At 55.5% G+C, this 20,966-nt stretch carries 20 protein-coding genes and 1 tRNA gene; 15 read left to right on the top strand and 6 right to left on the bottom strand.

The features are described from left to right. Window positions 1–94: 94 nt before the first annotated feature. The 3 genes from MHN28_RS12775 to MHN28_RS12765 form a co-directional block, all read right to left on the bottom strand. Window positions 95–460, bottom strand: a complete 366-nt coding sequence (locus MHN28_RS12775; protein WP_239340246.1) for a hypothetical protein — start codon at window positions 458–460, stop codon at window positions 95–97. Between the two features lie 109 nt (window positions 461–569). Beyond that, complete coding sequence (locus MHN28_RS12770; RefSeq protein WP_239340355.1) at window positions 570–1,520, bottom strand: AraC family transcriptional regulator; 951 nt, start codon at window positions 1,518–1,520, stop codon at window positions 570–572. Window positions 1,521–1,647: 127 nt separating this feature from the next. Continuing rightward, window positions 1,648–2,514 (bottom strand): branched-chain amino acid aminotransferase, encoded by an 867-nt coding sequence (locus tag MHN28_RS12765; RefSeq protein WP_239340243.1) that lies wholly within the window; start codon window positions 2,512–2,514, stop codon window positions 1,648–1,650. 160 nt (window positions 2,515–2,674) lie between these two features. On the opposite strand from MHN28_RS12765, the gene MHN28_RS12760 reads away from it, so the two are divergent. The 7 genes from MHN28_RS12760 to MHN28_RS12730 all read left to right on the top strand — a co-directional run bounded on the left by MHN28_RS12760 (window position 2,675) and on the right by MHN28_RS12730 (window position 8,537). Then, window positions 2,675–3,187 carry a MarR family winged helix-turn-helix transcriptional regulator gene (locus tag MHN28_RS12760; protein ID WP_239340233.1) on the top strand — a complete coding sequence of 171 codons (513 nt, stop codon included), beginning with the start codon at window positions 2,675–2,677 and terminating at the stop codon, window positions 3,185–3,187. Continuing rightward, window positions 3,184–3,885, top strand: a complete 702-nt coding sequence (locus tag MHN28_RS12755) for a response regulator (RefSeq protein WP_239340230.1) — start codon at window positions 3,184–3,186, stop codon at window positions 3,883–3,885. Before MHN28_RS12760 ends, MHN28_RS12755 begins: the two co-directional genes overlap by 4 nt. A gap of 69 nt (window positions 3,886–3,954) precedes the next feature. Beyond that, entirely contained in the window at window positions 3,955–4,881 is a 927-nt protein-coding gene (locus MHN28_RS12750) for a histone deacetylase family protein (RefSeq protein WP_239340219.1), read from the top strand. Next, entirely contained in the window at window positions 4,878–5,120 is a 243-nt protein-coding gene (locus MHN28_RS12745; protein ID WP_058272726.1) for an exodeoxyribonuclease VII small subunit, read from the top strand. The genes MHN28_RS12750 and MHN28_RS12745 overlap by 4 nt, the downstream gene beginning before the upstream one ends. Beyond that, window positions 5,121–5,987, top strand: coding sequence for a polyprenyl synthetase family protein (locus MHN28_RS12740; protein WP_239340217.1), 867 nt, complete (start codon window positions 5,121–5,123; stop codon window positions 5,985–5,987). A gap of 14 nt (window positions 5,988–6,001) precedes the next feature. After that, a complete protein-coding gene (dxs, locus tag MHN28_RS12735) occupies window positions 6,002–7,930 on the top strand; it encodes a 1-deoxy-D-xylulose-5-phosphate synthase (RefSeq protein ID WP_239340215.1) in 1,929 nt (642 codons plus the stop codon). 172 nt (window positions 7,931–8,102) lie between these two features. Beyond that, window positions 8,103–8,537 carry a hypothetical protein gene (locus MHN28_RS12730; RefSeq protein ID WP_239340213.1) on the top strand — a complete coding sequence of 145 codons (435 nt, stop codon included), beginning with the start codon at window positions 8,103–8,105 and terminating at the stop codon, window positions 8,535–8,537. Window positions 8,538–8,623: 86 nt separating this feature from the next. Here the strand turns inward: MHN28_RS12730 and MHN28_RS12725 are convergent. Next, window positions 8,624–8,699, bottom strand: a tRNA-Thr gene (locus MHN28_RS12725). Window positions 8,700–8,923: 224 nt separating this feature from the next. Between MHN28_RS12725 and MHN28_RS12720 the strand changes: the two genes are divergently transcribed. The 5 genes from MHN28_RS12720 to MHN28_RS12700 all read left to right on the top strand — a co-directional run bounded on the left by MHN28_RS12720 (window position 8,924) and on the right by MHN28_RS12700 (window position 15,323). Next, a complete protein-coding gene (locus MHN28_RS12720) occupies window positions 8,924–9,757 on the top strand; it encodes a helix-turn-helix domain-containing protein (RefSeq protein WP_239340210.1) in 834 nt (277 codons plus the stop codon). After that, window positions 9,754–10,752, top strand: coding sequence for an ArsJ-associated glyceraldehyde-3-phosphate dehydrogenase (locus MHN28_RS12715; RefSeq protein ID WP_239340197.1), 999 nt, complete (start codon window positions 9,754–9,756; stop codon window positions 10,750–10,752). The genes MHN28_RS12720 and MHN28_RS12715 overlap by 4 nt, the downstream gene beginning before the upstream one ends. Next, entirely contained in the window at window positions 10,749–12,026 is a 1,278-nt protein-coding gene (gene arsJ / locus MHN28_RS12710) for an organoarsenical effux MFS transporter ArsJ (protein WP_239340195.1), read from the top strand. The genes MHN28_RS12715 and arsJ overlap by 4 nt, the downstream gene beginning before the upstream one ends. Next, on the top strand, window positions 12,023–13,051 hold the full coding sequence (gene arsB / locus MHN28_RS12705; protein WP_239340194.1) for an ACR3 family arsenite efflux transporter: 1,029 nt from the start codon (window positions 12,023–12,025) through the stop codon (window positions 13,049–13,051). The genes arsJ and arsB overlap by 4 nt, the downstream gene beginning before the upstream one ends. Window positions 13,052–13,316: 265 nt before the next feature. After that, window positions 13,317–15,323: a hypothetical protein gene (locus MHN28_RS12700; protein WP_239340192.1), complete on the top strand. Its 2,007-nt coding sequence runs from the start codon at window positions 13,317–13,319 to the stop codon at window positions 15,321–15,323. Window positions 15,324–15,459: 136 nt separating this feature from the next. On the opposite strand, the gene MHN28_RS12695 is transcribed toward MHN28_RS12700, so the two are convergent. Together MHN28_RS12695 and MHN28_RS12690 are read right to left on the bottom strand one after the other, a co-directional pair. Next, a complete protein-coding gene (locus tag MHN28_RS12695; protein WP_239340191.1) occupies window positions 15,460–16,218 on the bottom strand; it encodes a hypothetical protein in 759 nt (252 codons plus the stop codon). Then, window positions 16,215–18,029: a hypothetical protein gene (locus MHN28_RS12690; protein WP_239340187.1), complete on the bottom strand. Its 1,815-nt coding sequence runs from the start codon at window positions 18,027–18,029 to the stop codon at window positions 16,215–16,217. Before MHN28_RS12690 ends, MHN28_RS12695 begins: the two co-directional genes overlap by 4 nt. 454 nt (window positions 18,030–18,483) lie before the next feature. Here MHN28_RS12690 and rfbC point away from each other — a divergent pair, with 454 nt between their 5' ends. The 3 genes from rfbC to rfbD are packed head-to-tail and all read left to right on the top strand — an operon-like array spanning window position 18,484 to window position 20,965. Beyond that, window positions 18,484–19,053: a dTDP-4-dehydrorhamnose 3,5-epimerase gene (gene rfbC / locus MHN28_RS12685; protein WP_239340183.1), complete on the top strand. Its 570-nt coding sequence runs from the start codon at window positions 18,484–18,486 to the stop codon at window positions 19,051–19,053. Then, window positions 19,050–20,090 (top strand): dTDP-glucose 4,6-dehydratase, encoded by a 1,041-nt coding sequence (gene rfbB / locus MHN28_RS12680; RefSeq protein ID WP_239340181.1) that lies wholly within the window; start codon window positions 19,050–19,052, stop codon window positions 20,088–20,090. Before rfbC ends, rfbB begins: the two co-directional genes overlap by 4 nt. Then, window positions 20,087–20,965: a dTDP-4-dehydrorhamnose reductase gene (gene rfbD, locus MHN28_RS12675; RefSeq protein WP_239340178.1), complete on the top strand. Its 879-nt coding sequence runs from the start codon at window positions 20,087–20,089 to the stop codon at window positions 20,963–20,965. The genes rfbB and rfbD overlap by 4 nt, the downstream gene beginning before the upstream one ends. Window position 20,966 lies beyond the last annotated feature (1 nt).

Here is a 20,966-nt window from a genome sequence, read left to right as displayed (position 1 = left end):
TGGTGAGCGGCAGTGAGCCGCCTGTTTGTAAAACAAGCGGCTCAGATTCTTAAAAGTATCACGATGATATTGTGACACCCTGTGAATAGTCTGCTCAGGCAGTCACACCCTCTTCCGGAGCACTCAGCGAGATGACGGCGACCACCGCCGCGCCGTTCAACCAGTAGTATATCGCGTCCAGCCCCGTGAACCCAAACAGGCTGGGTGCGGCCAGAAACACAACACCAACCAGCAGATCGACCGCCAGGTGGAATTTGTAGGGAAGAACCCGCCAGATCCCCAAGTGATGGTCCGTCAGGACTGTTAGAATAAAGGCGGCTGACCCTGTAGCAACGGACAACCACAAGGCTATCGGGTTGGACTGACCCAAGCCTAGCACAAAGGGCAGTCCCATCAGGGCCAGGGCAACGGGATAATCCAAATAGGCGTGAACAGAGCGGGTAACGAAACGAACGGACATTGAAACTTCCTTTCCTTGCTTGGCATGGCCTCAAGCTAGGCAAGAAGGTTCGGACGTTTAATTCCGCATCGTCCGCGAAAGATTGCAGATCGTTCAATACTGGGTTGGATCAGTACATGGACCGATAAGCAGCCGGTGACAGGCCGATCTGTTTCTTGAACACCCGCGAAAACGCTGCCTCAGACGCGTATCCCACTTCGGCGGCTGCGTCGGCGACGTTCCAGCGGCTTTCCGTCAGACCATGACAAGCAATTTGCATCCGCCAATCGGTCAGATATTGAATCGGCGTCGTTCCCATTTTATCGGCGAACAGTTGCGCAAAGGCAGTGCGTGACATCCCGGCCTCGCGGGCCAGGGTCTCGACACTCCAGTTTTCTGCCGGAGCTTTGTGAAAGGCGGTCAACGCGCGCGAGATTCGTGGATCAGCGAACCCGGCTAAAGCGGTGTCGCTGGGGCTTTGATGTTCCAGATGCGCGCGAACGGCCTGGGCAAACAGCACTTCGGACAGTTTCAGAGCAATCAGGTCACCTCCAATCCGCGCGCCGTTGATCTCGGACCCGATCATGCGCAGTGTGGCCTCAATCCACGACCCTGCTTCTTCGCCGTAATTTTCGATCAGGATATATGGGGGGAGCCGGTCAATCAGCATATGCCCGGTACCTTGCCGTCCGGGCGGACCGGTGAAGGAGAAATGACCGCAGATGAGCTGAGTGTCGCGGCTTTTGTCCTCCCCACCATATATCAGGACGCCATCACCCTGATACCCGGCCTCTTCCAGAACTTGTTCCAGTGGCAAGGCATCCAACGGTTTGACCTCATTGCACAGCAGAGCATGGGCGGTGCCGTGAGGAATCAGGATTAGGTCGCCCTGCTTCAATCGTAGCGTTTCGCCTGTGTTAGAGACATGTACTTTCAACTCTCCCCGCTGCACAAAGTGAAATCGGGCGACGTTCTGAAACGCTGGCACCTGAATGCCAAAGGGCGGCGTGAACGAGGTTCGGAAGTAGAATGTTCCTCGCAGGGACAGGCGGGTGAGGATATCGCTGAGCAGGTCCAACATGGTCGTAACGTACACTCACGTGCGCAGTCGTCCAGTCATCTGAACGATCTGCACAAAACCTTGAACGAACGGCAAAGAAAAACCCCCGCGAATTCGCGAGGGTTCTGGTTTTCGTTTTTGGATGTGATCAGGCGCGGACCAGAGCCTCGTAATCAGAGGCAATCTCGCGCGTCAGATCTCCGACCTCGAACGTGTAGTCGCCGATCTGCCCCACCGGAGTGACCTCGGCCGCTGTGCCGGTCAGCCAACATTGTTCGAAATCGGCCATTTCCTCGGGCTTGATGCGGCGCTCGTGGACGGTGATGCCCTTATCTTTCAGCATCTGGATCACGGTCTGACGCGTGATGCCGTTCAGGAAACAGTCCGCCAGAGGGGTATGGACCTCACCATCTTTCACAAAGAACACATTTGCCCCGGTGGCTTCGGCCACATAGCCGCGCCAATCCATGAACAGAGCGTCCGAGCAGCCTTTGGCCTCGGCCTTATGTTTTGAAATGGTGCAGATCATATAAAGACCTGCTGCCTTGGCGTGAACCGGAATGGTTTCCGGGCTGGGGCGTTTCCATTCCGCGATATCCAGTTTGGCGCCTTGCATCTTGGCGTCGCCATAATAGGCGCCCCATGGCCAGACGGCGACGGCCATCCGAACCGGGTTCTTGGCTGATGCCACACCCATATCATCGCCCGAGCCGCGCCAGACCAGAGCACGGACATAAGCATCCTGCAGACCGCTGGCCTTCAAAGCTTCTTCCTTGGCCGCCTCAATGTCGTCCACCGAATAGGGCATCGGCATGTCCAGAGCCTCGGCCGAAGCAATCAGACGCTCGGAATGTTCGCGGCTTTTGAAGATCTTACCGTTATATGCGCGCTCACCCTCGAACACCGAAGACGCGTAGTGCATCGCGTGGGTCAGGATGTGCACATTGGCTTCGCGCCAGGGCACCAGCTTGCCATCCAACCAGATGACTCCATCACGATCATCATACCCCGCCATGCGAATCCTCCTGAACCGGGATCAATTTTTCGATTGTTGCGCGATTTAAGTCCGATCCGGACATATTGTTGCGCAAAAACTGAGATTCGATACCTGTCCGCCCTTGGAATGTCAATAACGCTGACATAAACTCGGTTCGGTGTAACGAATGAGGCATAATATGTCGGATACGCGCCCCGCCCAAGTCTTTGGCGGCGAGAGTTTGCTGTTTTTGACCGACGAACAGTTGCGACAGGGGATCGAGGCGATGTTCTTCGCCTATCGCGGCTTTACCGCCGACCCGGACCGCATCCTGACACAGATGGCTTATGGTCGGGCGCATCACCGGGCGATCCACTTCATCAACCGCGCACCTGGGACGACAGTCAACAACCTGCTGGCTATTCTCGGGGTAACAAAACAGTCTCTAAACCGTGTTTTGCGCACGCTGATCGAGGATGGTCTTGTCGAAAGCCGGGTTGGATCGGTGGACAAACGCGAAAGACACCTATTTTTGACGGAACAAGGCAAGGCGCTTGAAGCCAAACTCTCTGAGGCCCAGCGCGTGCGGATGCGCGCGGCTTATAAAGAGGCGGGTCCTGAGGCGGTGTCAGGGTTTCGTAAAGTGCTTGAAGCGATGATGGATGCTGATATGCGTCATGCATATACGAAACTGCGGGATACCACCTCATGAGCGATATGGACGCCCACCTGCTGATCGTCGACGACGACGAACGCATTCGTGACCTGTTGAAGAAGTTCCTGATGCGGAGCGGTTTTTTGGTGACGGCTGCGCGTGATGCTGCGCATGCGCGGCGGGTGTTGTCCGGGCTGGATTTCGACATGATCGTGCTGGACGTCATGATGCCCGGTGAGGATGGCGTCAGCCTGACCAGAGCCCTGCGCGAGACCCATGCCACGCCGATCCTGCTGCTGACGGCGCGCGGCGAGACCGAGCATCGCATTGCCGGGCTTGAGGCGGGTGCCGATGATTACCTGGCCAAGCCGTTCGAGCCGAAAGAGCTGTTGTTGCGGATCAACGCGATCCTGCGTCGGATGCCGGAAACGCCGGCGCAGGATACCGCTGCAAAAATTCTGCATCTCGGTCCGATCCGCTATGACATCGAGCGTGGTGAGATGTGGCAGGGCGAAGAACCGGTGCGCCTGACGGCAACTGAAAGCCAGCTGATGAAGATCTTCTCAACCCAGCCCGGTGAGCCGATCAGCCGGGCCAAACTGGTCGAGGATCTAGGACGTGATAAGGGGCAGGCGCAGGAACGTGCGGTGGATGTTCAGATCACCCGTCTGCGTCGCAAAATCGAACAGGATCCCAAGCAGCCGCGCTATTTGCAGACAGTGCGGGGCGCCGGATACATGCTCGCGCCCGATTGATATTGCCGCTGCGCGGCGATTTTGTGCCTTCGGCGAGGATATTTTTAGCCAGATGAAGATGGGATCCCGATGACAACTGCCCTTTTGACCCATGCCGATTGCCTTAACCACGTAACACCGCAAGGTCACCCCGAGCGGGTGGCGCGCTTGGAGCACATTCTGCATGCGCTTGAGGGTCTCGACCTAATGCGTGTGACGGCCCCATTGGCCGCAGATGACGATCTGCTGCGCGTGCACCCCGAAAGCTACATCCGCGATATTCGTGACAGCAGACCGTCGGACGGTTTCACGCAGATTGACGGAGACACATTTATGTCGCCGGGCTCTGTGGATGCGGCCTATCGCGCGGCTGGTGCCGTGGTGCGCGCAGTGGACATGGTTTTGGGGGGCGACGTCCAAAACGCGTTTTGTGCGATCCGCCCGCCCGGGCACCACGCTGAAACGGAAACGGCGATGGGGTTCTGCCTGTTTGGTAATGCGGCGCTGGCCGCCAAGCACGCGCTGGATCACCACGGATTAAAACGCGTGGCCGTCGTGGATTTCGACGTGCACCACGGTAATGGCACCCAGGATTTGCTATGGGATGAGACACGCGCGTTGGTAATCACGAGCCAGCAAATGCCGCTGTGGCCGGGATCGGGGCGTCCGGATGAAACCGGCGCTTATGAGACCGTACTGAACATACCGCTAGCGCCCGGCACAGGTGGGGCTGAGATGCGGACAGCTTACGAAACGCAGGCCTTCCCACGCCTGCGCGCGTTCAAGCCGGAACTGATCATCATCTCGGCGGGCTTTGATGCCCACCAGGATGATCCACTGGCCAATTTGAACTGGTCCACCGGTGACTTTGCGTGGGTCACAGCTGAGTTGTGCAAGATTGCCGACGAACTTTGTCAGGGCCGTATCGTCTCGACTCTGGAGGGCGGGTATGATCTGAACGCACTTGCCGAGGCCACTCGCGCCCATGTGGAAGAACTGATGAAGGCAGCCCGATGACCGATACTCCTGTTGATCAGATGACATTCGAACAAGCCATGAAAGAGCTTGAGGCCGTTGTCGGCCAGCTGGAGCGTGGTGACGTGGCGCTGGATCAGTCCATTGCGTTGTACGAGCGTGGTGCCGCATTGAAAAAGCGCTGTGAAGACGAGTTGAAGCGCGCCGAGGAAAAAGTGGCAGCCATCACGTTGGACGCCAACGGGCAGCCAACCGGGACGACCCCTGTCGAAGGTCAGTAAATGTTCAAGGAAATTCTGGCGCAAGACGCCGCGCGGATTCAGGCTCAGTTCGATCTGGTCCTGAGCGCGCTGGACGATCTGGATGTGACCCGTGCGATGGCCTACACCACGCAGGGCGGCAAGCGGTTGCGCGGGTTTCTGGTTCTGGAAAGCGCCCGGATGCATGGCGTCGACGTCGCGCAAGCGATATGGCCTGCAACAGGGATCGAAGCCCTGCACGCCTATTCACTGGTTCATGATGACCTGCCCTGTATGGATGACGACGATCTGCGACGCGGACGCCCGACGGTGCATGTGAAATGGGATGACGGCACTGCAGTTCTGGCCGGAGATGCCCTGCAGACACTGGCATTTGAGCTGTGCACCCGACCCGAGGTAGGGAATGCCGAGGTTCGCGCCGATTTGGCTCTAACACTGGCCAAAGCCAGCGGTGCGCAGGGGATGGTATTGGGTCAGGCGCTGGACATCGCGGCCGAGACGGCGGCTGAGCCTCTGACACTTGAGCAGATCACGACTCTGCAGGCCGGCAAAACCGGCGCGCTGATCGAATGGTCGGCCTGTGCAGGGGCCCGTCTGGCGCAGGCCGACCCTGAACCCTTGCGCCAATATGCCCAAGCGCTTGGACTTGCTTTTCAAATCGCTGATGACATTTTGGATGTAGAAGGTGATGCCGAGAAGGCCGGTAAACGACTGCAAAAGGATGCCGTGGCGGGCAAGGCCACGTTTGTTTCCCTGCTGGGCTTGGACGCAGCCAGATCACGCGCCGCAGAGTTGATTGATCAGGCCTGTGCCGCATTGGATGAGTACGGTGCGAAGGCTGAAACCTTGAAGGACGCGGCTCGCTTCGTTATTGCCCGGGACAGCTAAGCCAGGAACGCCAAATGTCTGACCGCCCGAACACACCCCTGCTGGACCTTGTGAGCCGCCCTGCGGATCTCAAGCAGTTTTCGGACGCGCAGTTGCATCAGGTGGCGCAGGAATTGCGGTCCGAGACGATCTCGGCCGTGTCCGTCACCGGCGGTCATTTGGGCGCGGGACTTGGCGTGGTCGAACTGACCACAGCACTGCATGCGGTATTCGACACACCGCGCGACAAGATCATCTGGGATGTCGGGCACCAGTGCTATCCGCATAAAATCCTGACAGAGCGACGCGAACGTATCCGCACCCTGCGGATGAAAGACGGGCTAAGCGGCTTCACCAAGCGCAGCGAAAGCCCCTATGACCCGTTTGGTGCGGCACATAGCTCGACCTCGATCAGCGCTGCGTTGGGATTTGCCGTCGCTCGCGATCTGGGCGGCGTGACGCCCGAAGGATTGGGCGATGCGATTGCCGTGATCGGTGATGGTTCGATGTCCGCCGGTATGGCCTTTGAAGCGATGAACAACGCGGGCCATCTGAAGAAACGCCTGATCGTCATCCTGAATGACAACGAGATGAGCATTGCCCCGCCGGTTGGCGCGTTGTCCAGCTATCTGTCCCGGATCTATACCGAAGCACCGTTCCACGATCTGAAGGCCGCAGCCAAGGGCGCGGTCTCACTGCTGCCGGAGCCTTTCCGCGAGGGGGCAAAGCGCGCCAAGGAAATGCTCAAGGGCATGGCGATGGGCGGTACGTTCTTCGAAGAGCTTGGGTTCTCCTATATCGGCCCTATCGACGGCCACGACATGGACCAGTTGCTGCCGGTTTTGCGAACGGTCAAGGCGCGGGCTACTGGACCCATCCTGATCCATGTGCTGACGAAGAAGGGCAAAGGCTACGCCCCCGCCGAGCAGGCCCGCGACAAGGGCCACGCCACGGCGAAATTCGACGTCGTGACCGGTGAGCAGAAGAAGGCTCCGTCCAATGCACCGTCCTACACCTCGGTCTTTGGCAAGACCTTAGTCGAAGAAGCAGCGCGCGATGACAAGATTGTCGCCGTGACTGCTGCGATGCCCGACGGCACCGGCCTGAACCTGTTTGCCGACCGCTACCCGTCTCGCTGTTTTGACGTTGCGATTGCGGAACAACATGGCGTGACTTTTGCAGCTGCATTGGCCGCCGGGGGCATGAAGCCCTTCTGTGCGATGTATTCCACCTTCCTGCAGCGCGGCTACGATCAGGTCGTGCACGACGTGGCGATCCAACGCCTGCCGGTGCGTTTTGCCATCGACCGTGCTGGTCTGGTCGGTGCTGACGGCGCGACCCATGCGGGATCTTTTGACATCGCCTATCTGGCCAACCTGCCGGGCATGGTCGTCATGGCCGCTGCCGATGAGGCAGAGCTTGTGCATATGGTGGCCACAGCCGCCGCGCACAACGACGGCCCAATTGCCTTCCGCTATCCGCGAGGCGAAGGCGTGGGCGTCGACCTGCCCGAGCGCGGTGAAGTACTGGAGATCGGCAAGGGCCGGATCATCCAGAAAGGCGCACGCGTCGCGCTACTGTCTTTTGGGACCCGGCTGGCCGAAGTTCAGAAAGCAGCTGAAGCTCTATCTGCGCGGGGGATCACCCCCACCATCGCCGATGCTCGCTTTGCCAAACCGCTGGACCGCGACCTGATTTTGGACCTTGCGACAAACCACGAAGCCCTGATCACGATCGAAGAAGGTGCAGTTGGTGGATTCGGCAGCCATGTGGCGCAGCTTTTGGCGGACGAAGGCGTGTTCGATCACGGGCTGAAGTACCGCTCGATGGTGCTGCCCGACACATTCATCGATCAGGCCAGCCCCGCCGATATGTATGCGGTCGCGGGTTTGAATGCCGAGCAGATCGAGGCCAAAGTGCTATCCGTTCTGGGTGTCGCAACCATCGGCGAGAAACGAGCTTAAGGCGCCTGTTCAAGACGCACCATCGCGCAGCGCGCATATTCCGATCCGTCGCCGAGTGAGGCCTTGTCCCCACAGGTTTTTCTCTCGTTTCTAGGGTGTATTTCTGCGTACCCAATTTTCTGTTAAACCTGCTGAAAACCAAAAAACTCCACCCTTTTGAGCAGGCGGGCGGATGAGAGGCACTACAGCAGCGTTGGCAGCGCTCTTTCTGATGAGTGTGCCGGCGGCATCGAATGAGATACAGGTTGTCGATGATCCGGGCGGACGAATTGTGGACCGCATGGTACAGATTGAAATCGCCAACAAGACCAACGCGCAATTCCAGATCATTGGAGAGTATTGCCATTCCAGCTGCACCATGTTGCTGGGCGCGGATGATGTCTGCATTTCACCAGATACGATGTTTGGCTTTCATGGCCCCCATCGATTCAAGAGAGTAAAAATGACGGTCGATGAATTCGACAGACAAAGCGCTTCGCTTTCCCGGTACTACCCTCATCCGATACGAAACTGGTTTATGTCCAAAGCCAGATTTGCGGGTCCGGATGAGCTTCTGTTTGTTTCTGGTGAATACCTGATAGGGCTGGGCATAAAGGAATGCGTTTAGGGCTTTGTGCGCTCAGGTTGTGACAGCCAAACAGAGAGCATTCCAACGCCTTTGACCGAATTCTTCGTCAGAGTTTTGATGAAGAATGGTGCCTCAAGAGGGACTCGAACCCCCGACCTTGTCCTTACGAAGGACCTGCTCTACCAGCTGAGCTATTGAGGCAAACGAAGGTTCGTTTAAACGGTCGTGCTGGCACGTGCAAGCCTCGAAATCTCAAGGCACCATAGGCGACTTTGAGGATGATTCCCTCGGCCCTGGCCGTGTGAGGACCTCCAGGGGTGATATCCCGGTTCGAAAACTCACTCTTTTTCAGGGTTTTACCTGAAGTTTCGCCGGCCACACAATTTCGATTGACCAGGACCTTATATTTCAATAATTCATGAAATATGACAGAACAGGTAACAGACCAATTAGCCATACTGGGTCATCCGCAGCGTATCTCTGTGTTTCGCATGTTAATGCGACGTTTTCCTGACAGCGTTCCTGCAGGAGAGGTGGCGGCGGAGCTCGACATAAAGGCCAGTACCCTGTCGAACTACCTGAACGCGCTTCAGCGATCGGGCCTGGTCAAACAGGAGCGCTTGGGAACGTCTCTGCTCTATTCGATTGAAATGAAAAACGTGCAGCAAATGCTCGATTACCTGATCGTCGATTGCTGTCGTGGTCGCCCTGACATCTGCATGCCCTTCGCTCAAGGAAATGAGACAATGACAGACCGTAAATACAACGTATTGTTTTTGTGCGTGGGCAACTCTGCCCGCTCGATTTTTGCTGAATCGTTGCTTCGTTCCCTCGGCGGCGAAAGGTTCAATGTGTATTCGGCCGGAACGCAGCCCACATCCGAGCTCAACCCGTTCGCCGTACAGGTTCTTGGCGACAAAGGGCATGACACATCGGTCCTGCGGTCCAAACATATGTCCGAATTTGCCGCGCCCGGCGCGCCTGAGATGGATTTCGTTTTTACCGTCTGCAATCAAGCCGCGAATGAAGAATGCCCGGCCTGGGAAGGCCAGCCGATCAGCGGCCATTGGGGCATGCCGGATCCGGTCAAGGCCCATGGAACGGATGCCGAAAAAAGCCTGGCGTTTCAGAATGCCTACGGCGCGCTCAAGCGCCGGATCGAGGCCTTTACCTCTTTGCCGGTCGAAAGCCTCGACCGGATCGCACTTCAATCTGCTGTCGACGAAATCGGCAGAACTTCTGCTGAGGATATGAAATGACCACCTACGCTGTGAACGGATTGGGCCGGATGGGAAAACTGGCCCTGAAACCGCTGCTTGAGAAAGGCGCAAATGTCGCCTGGATCAACGACGCGGTCGGTGACCCCGAAATGCATGCACACCTGTTGGAGTTCGACACCGTGCATGGGCGCTGGGATGCCGCATTCGAGCATGACGAAAGCAGTGTTACCATCAACGGCACCCGCCTGCCGTTTATTGGCACCAAGGATCTGGGTTCCCTGCCGCTGGACGGCGTCGATGTGGTGATCGACTGCACTGGCGTATTCAAGACCGAAGCCAAGCTGGCACCGTATTTCGAAGCTGGTGTGAAAAAGGTTGTCGTCTCGGCCCCGGTCAAGGATGGCCCGACCGCCAACATCGTCGTGGGCGTCAATGATGACACCTACGATCCCGCCGCGCATCGCATTGTAACCGCAGCGTCCTGCACAACTAATTGTCTGGCCCCCGTGGTCAAGGTGATCCACGAAAACCTCGGTATTCGCCACGGGTCGATGACCACGATTCATGACGTGACCAACACCCAAACCATTGTGGACCGCCCGGCCAAGGACCTGCGCCGGGCGCGGTCAGCGCTGAACTCGCTAATCCCGACCACCACAGGCTCGGCCACAGCGATCACGCTGATCTATCCCGAACTCAAAGGACGGCTGAACGGCCACGCCGTGCGGGTCCCGTTGTTGAACGCATCGCTGACGGATTGCGTATTCGAGGTGGAACGCGAAACCACAGTCGAAGAGGTCAACGCGTATTTCAAAGCTGCCGCCGAAGGTGAGCTTAAGGGGATCCTAGGTTATGAAACGCGGCCCTTGGTTTCGACCGACTACACCAATGACGAACGCTCTTCGATTGTTGATGCGCCGTCGACCATGGTGGTGAACGGCACGCAAGTGAAGATCTATGCGTGGTACGACAACGAAATGGGCTATGCGCATCGTCTGGTCGATGTTGCCCTGATGGTTGGTGCCTCGCTGTGACAAGGGGGCCCGAACAGAGGCCCGAAGGTCTGTCGGCCTATATCGCTGTCACGGCGGCCTATTGGGCCTTTATGCTGACTGACGGGGCCCTGCGTATGCTGGTGCTGTTGCACTTTCATACAATGGGCTTCTCGCCGGTTCAGCTGGCATATCTGTTTGTTCTTTACGAAATCGCCGGTATGGGAACGAACCTTGCGGCGGGTTGGATCGCGGCCCGGTTCGGGCTGGCATCGACGCTCTATGCTGGGTTGGCGCTGCAGGTTGGGGCGTTGCTTGTGCTCACGCAACTAGATCCTAATTGGGCAATTCCAGCCAAAGTTGTCTTTGTGATGACTGTTCAGGGAGCCAGTGGGGTCGCCAAGGATCTGGCAAAAATGTCCTCGAAATCTGCCGTCAAACTGCTGGCACCTACCGAGGGTGGCGGTCTGTTTCGCTGGGTTGCGGTTCTGACCGGCTCAAAAAATGCGGTGAAAGGACTGGGATTCCTACTGGGCGCTGCATTGCTGGCAACACTCGGCTTTGTCTGGGCCACGCTGGCCATGGCGATTGTTCTGGCGGTGATCCTTATCGCCGTCATCCTGTTCATGCCGCCGGGCCTGCCGAAGGGACGCAAAGGCGCGAAGTTCTCCGAGGTCTTCTCAAAATCATCCAACGTGAACTGGCTGTCAGCAGCAAGGGTCTTTCTGTTCGGCGCTCGGGATGTATGGTTCGTAGTCGGTATCCCGATTTACTTCTACGCCGTTCTTTCGGACGGCACTGAGGAAGGGAACCGCGCGGCGTTCTTTATGATCGGCACGTTCATGGCCGTCTGGGTCATCCTATACGGAGCCGTTCAGGCCAGCGCGCCCAAAATCCTGCGCGCGAATGAACGGACCGAAGGCGTCCTGATCCGCGCCGCCCGCAACTGGGCTGTTGCCCTGTTTTGTGTTCCGGCTGCTTTGACCGTCGCGGTCCTGTTTTCGTCAGGCCCCGAGACATGGCTGACCGCAACACTGGTCGTGGGCCTGTTGGCGTTTGGCGCAATATTTGCGGTCAATTCCTCCCTTCATTCCTACCTGATCCTGGCCTTCACCAAGTCCGAGCGGGTCACGATGGATGTCGGATTCTACTACATGGCCAACGCAACGGGCCGCCTGGTGGGCACCGTTCTGTCAGGTCTGACATATCAAATCGGCGGGCTTGCCCTCGTCTTGGGTACAGCAGCAATCATGGTCGCGTTGGCTGCGCTGACATCCGGCAAGCTGACCGATCAGACGAATGAGGCATATACATGAGCATCTTCGAACGTTACCTGACCGTCTGGGTCGCCCTCGCCATGATCGGCGGCGTGCTGATCGGCCTCGCCGCGCCCGGCCTGGTCCAACTGGTCGCCTCTGCCGAGGTGGCCAGCGTCAACCTCGTCGTGGCCATCCTGATCTGGGCGATGGTCTACCCGATGATGGTCAGCGTCGACTTCGGCGCGGTTGCAGGCGTCGCGCGCCAGCCGCGTGGCCTGATCGTGACTTTGGTGGTCAACTGGCTGATCAAGCCGTTCACCATGGCCTTTCTGGCGGTACTGTTCTTTGACTACGTCTTTGCCCCGTGGATTCAGCCCGAAGACGCGGCCCAATACACCGCGGGGCTGATCCTGCTGGGTGCGGCACCCTGCACCGCGATGGTATTCGTCTGGTCTCACCTGACCAAAGGTGACGCGACCTATACGCTGGTGCAGGTCTCGGTGAACGACCTGATCATGGTGGTTGCGTTTGCACCTATCGTGGCTTTCCTGCTGGGTGTGACCGATATTCAGGTGCCGTGGCAGACTTTGGTTCTGGCAACTGTGCTTTATGTGGTTCTGCCTCTGATTGCCGGTCTGATTACGCGCCAAAGACTCGGATCACAGGAGGCCATCGATGCGTTCTCGGCCCGCGTCAAACCATGGTCGGTGATGGGGCTGATTGCTACGGTCGTCATCCTGTTTGGTCTGCAGGGCCAGACCATTCTGGCCAAACCGCTGGTGATCGTGTTGATCGCGGTACCGATCCTGATCCAAAGCTATGGCATCTTTGCTCTGGCTTACGGTGCCGCCTATGCACTGAAGGTCCCGCACCGGATCGCCGCACCTTGCGCCATGATTGGGACATCGAACTTTTTCGAACTTGCGGTCGCCGTAGCCATCAGCCTGTTCGGTCTGAATTCGGGTGCCGCTTTGGCCACGGTCGTGGGCGTACTGGTCGAAGTTCCGGTGATGCTGTCGCTTGTCGCTTTTGCTAACCGCACGCGCGCACGGTTCCCGGAACCAGCTGCGCAAACACCATAGGGCAGATCAATTGTGACAATCGGCTTGAACAGTTGTCCGATTCGTCCAAGATTGCCACTTGGACCTCAAGCTACGCTTAAATGTATCAAAGCAAAAATCTCGCAGAAAGTACTGTTTCTCACTGGCGCTATCAAGAAGTTCGGGTCAGTTTCAGCTTGATAATCCGAGCCCGTTAAACGAATAACTGCGCAAACGTAATTTCGAGCTTTTGTCGTTCTCTTGACCGAGCATCATGGAAGGCAAACCTAATCAATGTGAGACTACTTTGGCACCCAAAAACGACCGAAGAAAAAACATCATTGTATCTCCCAGCGAAGAGGTGCTTGCTAAGGTTGGGGACTATGAGTTCCTGTCTGTAGATATTTTCGACACGCTCCTTTTTCGTCACTGCAAGTCTCCCATAGATGCATTCGAGTTCGTTTCAGAGCATACGCAAACAAGACAAGTAACCGAGCACTTCAAAGACTACCGCGTGGCGGCCGAACAGTTGGCCCGAGAAGACGCAAGTGAGAAAGGATTGGAAGACGTTTCTCTCGACGAGATATATCTTTGTTTTCAGCAGTTCACGAATTGCTCCTACGAGCAGGCGGAGCAGATAAAAAAGCTCGAACTGGAAACAGAAATGGACCTGCTTCACGCAACCACTTTTGGCAGCAAGCTGGTAGAGCAAATAAAGAAGACCAAAAAACGGTTCGTAATCACATCGGATATGTACCTACCGCAGGACTATCTCGAACGTGTTCTGCTCGCAAAAGGTATAACTGGCTGGGAGCGTGTTTTCGTTTCGAATGAGCAAGGAAAAACCAAACACACAGGCAGCCTGTTCGACGACGTAGTCGAATACTTCGGGGTTCCGAAAGACCACATTTTGCACATCGGAGACAACCGGCATGCCGATGGCAAAATGGCAGCTGGTGTCGGCATGCAATCTCACGTGGTGCTCGCCAGCAAGGACTTACCGTCTAGGTCCCCGAAGCCAAAGCGCCATTCCAATCTGCTTGCGGGAACCCGCCCTATTTCACAAATTTTTATTGCGAATTTTCTGGAAACGCATCACTGCGACTCTGAGAAGCTGGATTTTCGAAGCCTGTCCGAAGAACAGTACTTCGAAGCTTTCGGAGCGGTTCTAGTCGCTCCATGGATCACCTCACTGTTGATTTGGATGAAACAGGAGATGGACAAAAAGGACATTTCACGCGTCGCGTTTCTGGCCCGTGACGGTTTGTTTCCGAAGGCGGCCTTTGAGCTTTTGTGGCCGGAAAAATATGACACCCAATATGTGGCCGCATCCCGGCGCTTGCTAACGTTGCCATTTACGGTTCTGGACCCCGAGACCATTGGTGGAATGCTACACGCCACATTGGAGGGGTCTGCGTCACTGGATGATTTTTTGACCAAAATCTCTGGTGGTGCAAAACTCAAGGAATTGTTCGCTAACAACAACTTCGATGCCGCTGAGCAACTGTCACGAAAAGGTCGGAAAAGGGTTTTGGGGCTTCTGAAGGACAACCCCGACGTTTTCTATGAATCCTTTGAAAACGAACGCGCCGTACTGACAAAGTATTATCGTTCGGCGTTTCCTGCCGGTTCAAAAACCGCTGTTTTTGATGTCGGCTGGCGCGGAAGCTTACAACGTTCCATTTGCGAGATCGTGGAACCCAAAGCTGATATCTTGGGCTTGTATTTCGGAACAGGCTGGCACGCAACGACGATTCTCAGACGTAACGGTCTAGAATACGAAAGCTATGCAACATCAAATGGACTGCCCTCCACATTGCAACCTTGGGCGGATGATTTCCGGGACATCGTAGAGTTCCTTTGCTCAGCAGATCATGGCAGCGTCCTCAGAATAAGCGAAGATGAAACCGGCGAAATGTCCTGGGACCTAGCGGAGGTTAGCGAACTTGAAGCTATCAACTTCGAACGGGCGAAACGAATTCAAGATGCCGCGCTGGGTGCAATCGAATCCGTATTGCAAGCCATGCCCGTGGAGACACTATCCAAGTATGCCGCATCGAAAGATGAACGGGACATGCGTCAATTTCTGAGTAAACCTCATCGTCAGGACGCACTCAGGTTCAAGGACGTCAGAGTCTTTGCTGGGGTGGGTGATACAACTGGTGAAAGCCTGACTCGAATTGGTGAACGCAATACGCATTACCGCAATGCCAAAAACAGCCGGTGGCGCGCTGCATACGGAGCTCAACTCAATCCCTTGACGTATGCCCTACTAAAGTTTGTTTTGCGAAAAAGAAAGAAAATCAAGCTATAGCCGCGTGCTTTTCTCAGCAGGTATCCTAGTCTTAGATACAGATTTCGCCACAGAGTAACTTGAAACCGGATGACACCGCTACGGCCATCCAAGCGCTTACGCTGCCCGTGAAAGGGACCAGTGCGTTCAGAGGTTATCAAACTTTCCTTGCCTCACGGGTATGGCGTTTTTTTCTGTTAGCTGGAATGTCATATGTGAAATGGTCTTCTAGTTCTTGCGATTTTCCACCAATGAATGAGCAGCTCCCGGGCACACCAACATTTGGGTATTTTTCACCCAAGTACTGTACTCCGCGCCAATAACGCTCGGTGACAAAGCCTTTTGAGTAGTGTTGAAACTCAACAGGCAAAACCAAAACTGGTATACCAAAATTCTCCTGCGCATTGATGCAGAGGTCCTCAGCATAAAGGTCGAAAGTCAGAACCTCATCAAATCGCAATCCCGGGCGATCCCTTACAAGCTGGGTATGAACCATGACCGCCACACAGTCCAACGTTTCAACCCAGGTCGGCGAAGTCACCGGCAAACCAACCTGCAGCACCGAAGTGCCATCTTTCTCGCTGCATTTATGTCGACCAAAACTGACCGGGACATGCCCCTTCAATTTTACACCGAAGGTGCCGTATATTGCCTCGATTGCCAAGTTTTTTGTATCAAACAATTCGCCCTGAACTTCAAAGTCCTCGTGTACAAAGAACAGCCACGCATCCTCACCCAAGTGCTTCTCGATGATCTCGTTGTAGAGTTCTGGCAGCCCCGCTGAACGACCACGATTGTCGATCAGATTAACATCTACGTCCCGTAAGTTTGGGTTTTTGGAGAACAGGTCACCTGCCATTCGTTCATTCACAAAGGGAACGAAAATCTTCAACGGATCGTTTTTGGCAACCTTCATTTATGGCCCAACCTCGTCTTTTTTCGACGTAGGTAACGCCGGACGGAGTTCCAATATGAAACTTTCAACGGATGGCGAAACATTATGCGAAACCAATTCAATTGACCGATGTCATCACGTAGAGACAGTTGTTTGATGGCATTTGGAAGCAGCAGTTCATAGTTATGCAGTTGCCGCTCGTCATCTTGACCCCGCAAGGAGGTAGAATTCTGAGGCGTTGCAATCTCAGGTTTCCAAGATGCCCCAATAGTTCTTCGGGCCTTTTCACCGCCATCTATGTTTAACGGAACACCTTCGAAAGCGCAGTGTTCTCGTTCTGTCGGTCTCGCCGTTAGACGCAAAAAGCACTGCCGGTTGTAATCTGCCAGCTCTCGGCGGTTTATGACGTTTTTGCTGGGAGAAATCGCTCGAAGGAAATCAAGAGCACCTCGCTGGACGCATTGAGCTGCGAGTCCTCTGACCCACTTGGCTGCACTGTTTTCTGCACTTGAAGGCGTGCTTTCACCGCATTCTGAGTTTGACTTTGAAAACAGCAAGTAAACCGGCTCGACGACGTTCGTTTCAAACATTTCTATGCTCGCTGCACTCAGTTCGTCGAACAAGTAGGCCGAGGTATTTGACCCATCGCCCGAGCCTCTCTGCCCTATTAGACAGTACCAATACATATAAGGCCGCGCCTCCGAACCGAAAGTTGGAAGACTGCAGTCGATATCCAGAACTGCAACGTTTTGTTTCCGTTGCCCAATAACATTTTCAATATGGCGTCGCAGATGTTTCTGCTCGGTATCAGAGACTGCTGAGGGGCTATCGCTCAATACTTTATTGGTATCGATGGTCGAAACTTTCGGCACCGGAAGTTGCAGGATCTTCAATCCCTGTCCCACAATGTAACCTTGATGTTCAGGCAGAAGGAGTTGCTCGACCTCATCCTGTTTTGCACGGTTTGCAACAAAGTCACAAAGCCCGAGCAGCAACGGCCCACACACATTGAATCCATATGAATAGAGGTCGGGCTCCTTGGGGTCGACCTGCGGCATGCGAGCTGCAATCTGGCCCTGGATAAATTCTTCAGTCAGCGTGTTTTCGCCGCAGTTGATTTGAACGAACGGACTTTCATCCTGCTTCATGCACTCATGAGGCGCTCGAACGTGAATCGCTGTCAATCCAGTCGCTAAGGCGTTTTCCAAGTCATTGGATTGGTTCTCTACAAGATGCAGGATACGGTGTGGTGCAACCCCTTCCCTTTCAGCTACGTGTGGAAAAATGCGTCCGTTGACGTTCCCAAGCGCATCGCGCCGGTGATCCAACGAGGTGTATAACACATCCAATTCAATCCCGTGCGAGTCCAGCAGATTCGACAACTGCGCTTTGTCTAAACAGGTGTCGCTCACCCCGATTACCCGCTTGCCCTTTTCCCGGGCGACCTTTGCAAGCAGCCCAATGGACTGATCCGCATAGGCCAGACTTTTCCGAAACTCCAATTCTTCACCCGGGGTGACACCATGACTCGGTAAAAGAACTGAAAGAACTTCGTAGATTTCGTTCAGGCTGGCTTCAGGCGCTTCGCGCGTCCCGAATCGTCGCCGGGCAAGCAGTTCTGCTTTCAATCTTGCAGCGGCAAAGCCATCTACGCCTAGAGTCTGCTCCATGTATCGCAAAACCCCATCCGGACTGAACAGGTAGCTTGCCAACAGTGTACCAAAAACATCGAACGATATGACATCGTGGTTTTCGATCAGATTGGAGATGGTGGAAAATGTAAACCCCGTCCGTCGAACGACCTCAGCCTTGTTTCGTTCTAGCGAAGGCATGTACCCTCCAGCATGCGATGCGAGTAAACTTCAACACGCGTGATACCAAGTATTGATATTGGCGACCAGAGGCCTCACAGAATTTGAGGAATAATGTTCCAGATCGTCTAAGGGTGGAAGCGGAGGAAAACAAAAGCACAAAAGGCCACCCATAGCTTGAGATCAGTTCTTTTTTGAATCGGATTGACCGAGTGATTGATTGGGACAGACCGCCGTTTCCGCTATAGCTAGTTCGGCAAACAGAGCTGATGATCGGCCCACCACTGTTCGGGTCCTGATAAAAAGCCGATCACCAAGAAAATTACGATGAACGCCTAGCAGACCCCGTGGACTCCTTCCTAATCCCAATTTTCGGATTTAGGCTTATTTCGATATTGTCGAGCGATGCCGATTGCGCTAGCCCATTCTTGACCCTGCTTGCGTAGTAATCTGGCACAGATAGGTACTGTTTATTATGGAATTCAAATCCCTCACCATACCAGAGGTTATGCTGATTACGCCAAGGCGATTTGGCGATCATCGCGGCTTTTTTGAAGAAACATACAACTTTGACGAGTTTTCCTCTGCCGGGATCGAGACAGTTTTCGTCCAAGACAATCACTCTATGTCCAGCGAACTTGGAACTGTCCGCGGCCTCCACTTTCAGGCGCCACCGAAGGCACAAGCAAAGCTTGTACGCTGCGGACGTGGAAGACTTTTCGATGTCGCTGTAGATATTCGCAAGGGATCACCAACGTTTGGTAAATGGGTTGGAGCAGAACTGAGTTTCGAAAATGGGTGCATGCTGCTGGTTCCTGCAGGTTTTGCCCATGGGTTCATGACGTTGGAGCCTGACACCGAAATCGTATACAAGTGCTCTGATACCTACGCCCCCGAAACCGAAGGCGCCATACGCTGGGACGATCCTGACATCGGCATCGAATGGCCGCTGAAGCCGGCCGAGGTAAAGCTCTCGGACAAGGACGCTGCGGCGCTGCTCTTATCGGGTCAAGAATCCCCCTTTACTTTTGAGGATGCCAAATGAAACTTCTGGTTACCGGAGGCGCCGGTTTCATTGGGTCCGCCGTTGTTCGCCGTGCAATTGCGCAGGGCCACTCGGTCGTCAATGTGGATGCGCTGACCTATGCAGCCTGCCTCGACAATGTCGCGATGGTCGCGGATGCGCCGGGCTATACCTTTGAACATGCCGACATCCGCGATGCTGCAGCGATGGCAGCCGTTTTAAAAACTCACCAGCCAGATGCGATCATGCATCTTGCGGCCGAAAGCCATGTTGATCGGTCTATCGATGGCCCTGCCGCATTTATCGATACCAATGTGACGGGCACCTACGTTTTGTTGGAAGCCGCGCGCGCTTATTGGAACGAGGCTGGCAAGCCCGCAGACTTTCGCTTTCACCACATTTCGACTGATGAGGTCTTTGGGTCTCTGGGGGAGACCGGCTTTTTCACCGAAGACAGCCCGTATCAGCCAAACTCGCCCTATTCGGCATCGAAGGCGAGTTCGGATCACCTTGTCCGCGCGTGGCACGAGACCTATGGGCTGCCGATCGTTCTAACAAATTGTTCCAACAATTACGGCCCGTTCCAATTTCCCGAGAAACTGATTCCGGTCGTGATCCTGAAAGCTCTGTCAGGGCAGCCGATTCCGATCTATGGACAAGGCGATAACATTCGCGACTGGCTGCATGTTGAAGATCACGCAGAAGCGCTGTTGCTGGTGCTCGAAAAAGCCTCATCCGGCTCGAGTTACAACATCGGCGGCGAAAACGAGATGACAAATCTTGATCTGGTCAAATTGCTGTGCGGCATTCTGGATCGACTTCGTCCGGCCAAAACACCTTATGCTGAACAGATCACTTTCGTCACGGATCGCCCCGGTCACGACCGTCGCTATGCGATTGACCCGACACGGATCGTCGAGGACCTCGGCTGGCATCCGGCGTATACGCCAGAAACCGGTCTGGAGCAGACGGTTCAGTGGTACCTGGACAACGAAGCATGGCTGAACGCGCTTTTGGCACGCGACGGCGTCGGTGAACGACTTGGTGTGGCCAAATGAAAGTTCTTGTCTTTGGTCGAAACGGGCAGGTCGCCACGGAACTGCAAAAGCAAGCGCCCACACGTGGCATAGTGGTGGAAGCGCTGGGACGATCGGAAGCCGATCTGACCGATCCGGCGATGTGCGCCGAACGCATTCGCGATACGGATGCGGATGTCGTGATTAACGCCGCCGCCTATACTGCTGTCGACAAGGCCGAAAGTGAGCGCGATATTGCCCAAGTGGTAAACGCCGACGCACCAGGAGCTATGGCGCACGCGGCAGCGGCGCGTAGTATTCCATTTCTCCACGTCTCGACCGACTACGTCTTTGACGGGTCTGGTGACACCCCGAGATCGACAGAAGACCCAACAGGTCCGCTTGGCGTGTACGGACGCACCAAGCTGGAAGGCGAAAGACAGGTGGCTGCGGCCGGTGGCTGGCATGGAATCCTGCGTACGAGCTGGGTGTTCTCGGCGCACGGAAATAATTTTGTGAAGACGATGCTGAGATTGGCCGAAAACCGTGATCAACTGAGCATTGTCGCAGATCAGATTGGCGGTCCCACGCCCGCGGCGGATATCGCCGCCACGCTATTGACCATGGCCGAGAAGGGATCAAAGGCCGATGGCGGCCTGTTCCACTATACCGGCGCGCCGGATACCAGTTGGGCAGATTTCGCGCGTGAGATTTTTCAGCAGGCAGGGCTTGCGACCTCAGTCGAAAATATCCCGACCAGCGCGTACCCGACCCCCGCTGAGCGCCCTCAAAACTCGCGGCTGGATTGCTCGCGGTTGGAAAAGGTCTACGGGCTGTCACGCCCTGACTGGAAAGCAGGCCTTGCGGACGTGCTGGCGCAGTCAGATCAGGTCAAAAACCCGCCTTCGAAAGGTTAGC

The sequence above is a fragment of the Ruegeria sp. Ofav3-42 genome (assembly GCF_022347725.1).
GTDB lineage: Bacteria > Pseudomonadota > Alphaproteobacteria > Rhodobacterales > Rhodobacteraceae > Ruegeria.
This window is presented reverse-complemented; position numbering and strand designations above follow the sequence as displayed.

Excerpts from the sequence above, each read along its gene's own strand:
- MHN28_RS12775 (WP_239340246.1), bottom strand. The coding sequence starts at position 460 with ATGTCCGTTCGTTTCGTTACCCGCTCTGTTCACGCCTATTTGGATTAT.
- MHN28_RS12770 (WP_239340355.1), bottom strand. The coding sequence starts at position 1,520 with ATGTTGGACCTGCTCAGCGATATCCTCACCCGCCTGTCCCTGCGAGGA.
- MHN28_RS12765 (WP_239340243.1), bottom strand. The coding sequence starts at position 2,514 with ATGGCGGGGTATGATGATCGTGATGGAGTCATCTGGTTGGATGGCAAG.
- MHN28_RS12760 (WP_239340233.1), top strand. The coding sequence starts at position 2,675 with ATGTCGGATACGCGCCCCGCCCAAGTCTTTGGCGGCGAGAGTTTGCTG.
- MHN28_RS12755 (WP_239340230.1), top strand. The coding sequence starts at position 3,184 with ATGAGCGATATGGACGCCCACCTGCTGATCGTCGACGACGACGAACGC.
- MHN28_RS12750 (WP_239340219.1), top strand. The coding sequence starts at position 3,955 with ATGACAACTGCCCTTTTGACCCATGCCGATTGCCTTAACCACGTAACA.
- MHN28_RS12745 (WP_058272726.1), top strand. The coding sequence starts at position 4,878 with ATGACCGATACTCCTGTTGATCAGATGACATTCGAACAAGCCATGAAA.
- MHN28_RS12740 (WP_239340217.1), top strand. The coding sequence starts at position 5,121 with ATGTTCAAGGAAATTCTGGCGCAAGACGCCGCGCGGATTCAGGCTCAG.
- dxs (WP_239340215.1), top strand. The coding sequence starts at position 6,002 with ATGTCTGACCGCCCGAACACACCCCTGCTGGACCTTGTGAGCCGCCCT.
- MHN28_RS12730 (WP_239340213.1), top strand. The coding sequence starts at position 8,103 with ATGAGAGGCACTACAGCAGCGTTGGCAGCGCTCTTTCTGATGAGTGTG.
- MHN28_RS12720 (WP_239340210.1), top strand. The coding sequence starts at position 8,924 with ATGACAGAACAGGTAACAGACCAATTAGCCATACTGGGTCATCCGCAG.
- MHN28_RS12715 (WP_239340197.1), top strand. The coding sequence starts at position 9,754 with ATGACCACCTACGCTGTGAACGGATTGGGCCGGATGGGAAAACTGGCC.
- arsB (WP_239340194.1), top strand. The coding sequence starts at position 12,023 with ATGAGCATCTTCGAACGTTACCTGACCGTCTGGGTCGCCCTCGCCATG.
- MHN28_RS12695 (WP_239340191.1), bottom strand. The coding sequence starts at position 16,218 with ATGAAGGTTGCCAAAAACGATCCGTTGAAGATTTTCGTTCCCTTTGTG.
- MHN28_RS12690 (WP_239340187.1), bottom strand. The coding sequence starts at position 18,029 with ATGCCTTCGCTAGAACGAAACAAGGCTGAGGTCGTTCGACGGACGGGG.
- rfbC (WP_239340183.1), top strand. The coding sequence starts at position 18,484 with ATGGAATTCAAATCCCTCACCATACCAGAGGTTATGCTGATTACGCCA.
- rfbB (WP_239340181.1), top strand. The coding sequence starts at position 19,050 with ATGAAACTTCTGGTTACCGGAGGCGCCGGTTTCATTGGGTCCGCCGTT.
- rfbD (WP_239340178.1), top strand. The coding sequence starts at position 20,087 with ATGAAAGTTCTTGTCTTTGGTCGAAACGGGCAGGTCGCCACGGAACTG.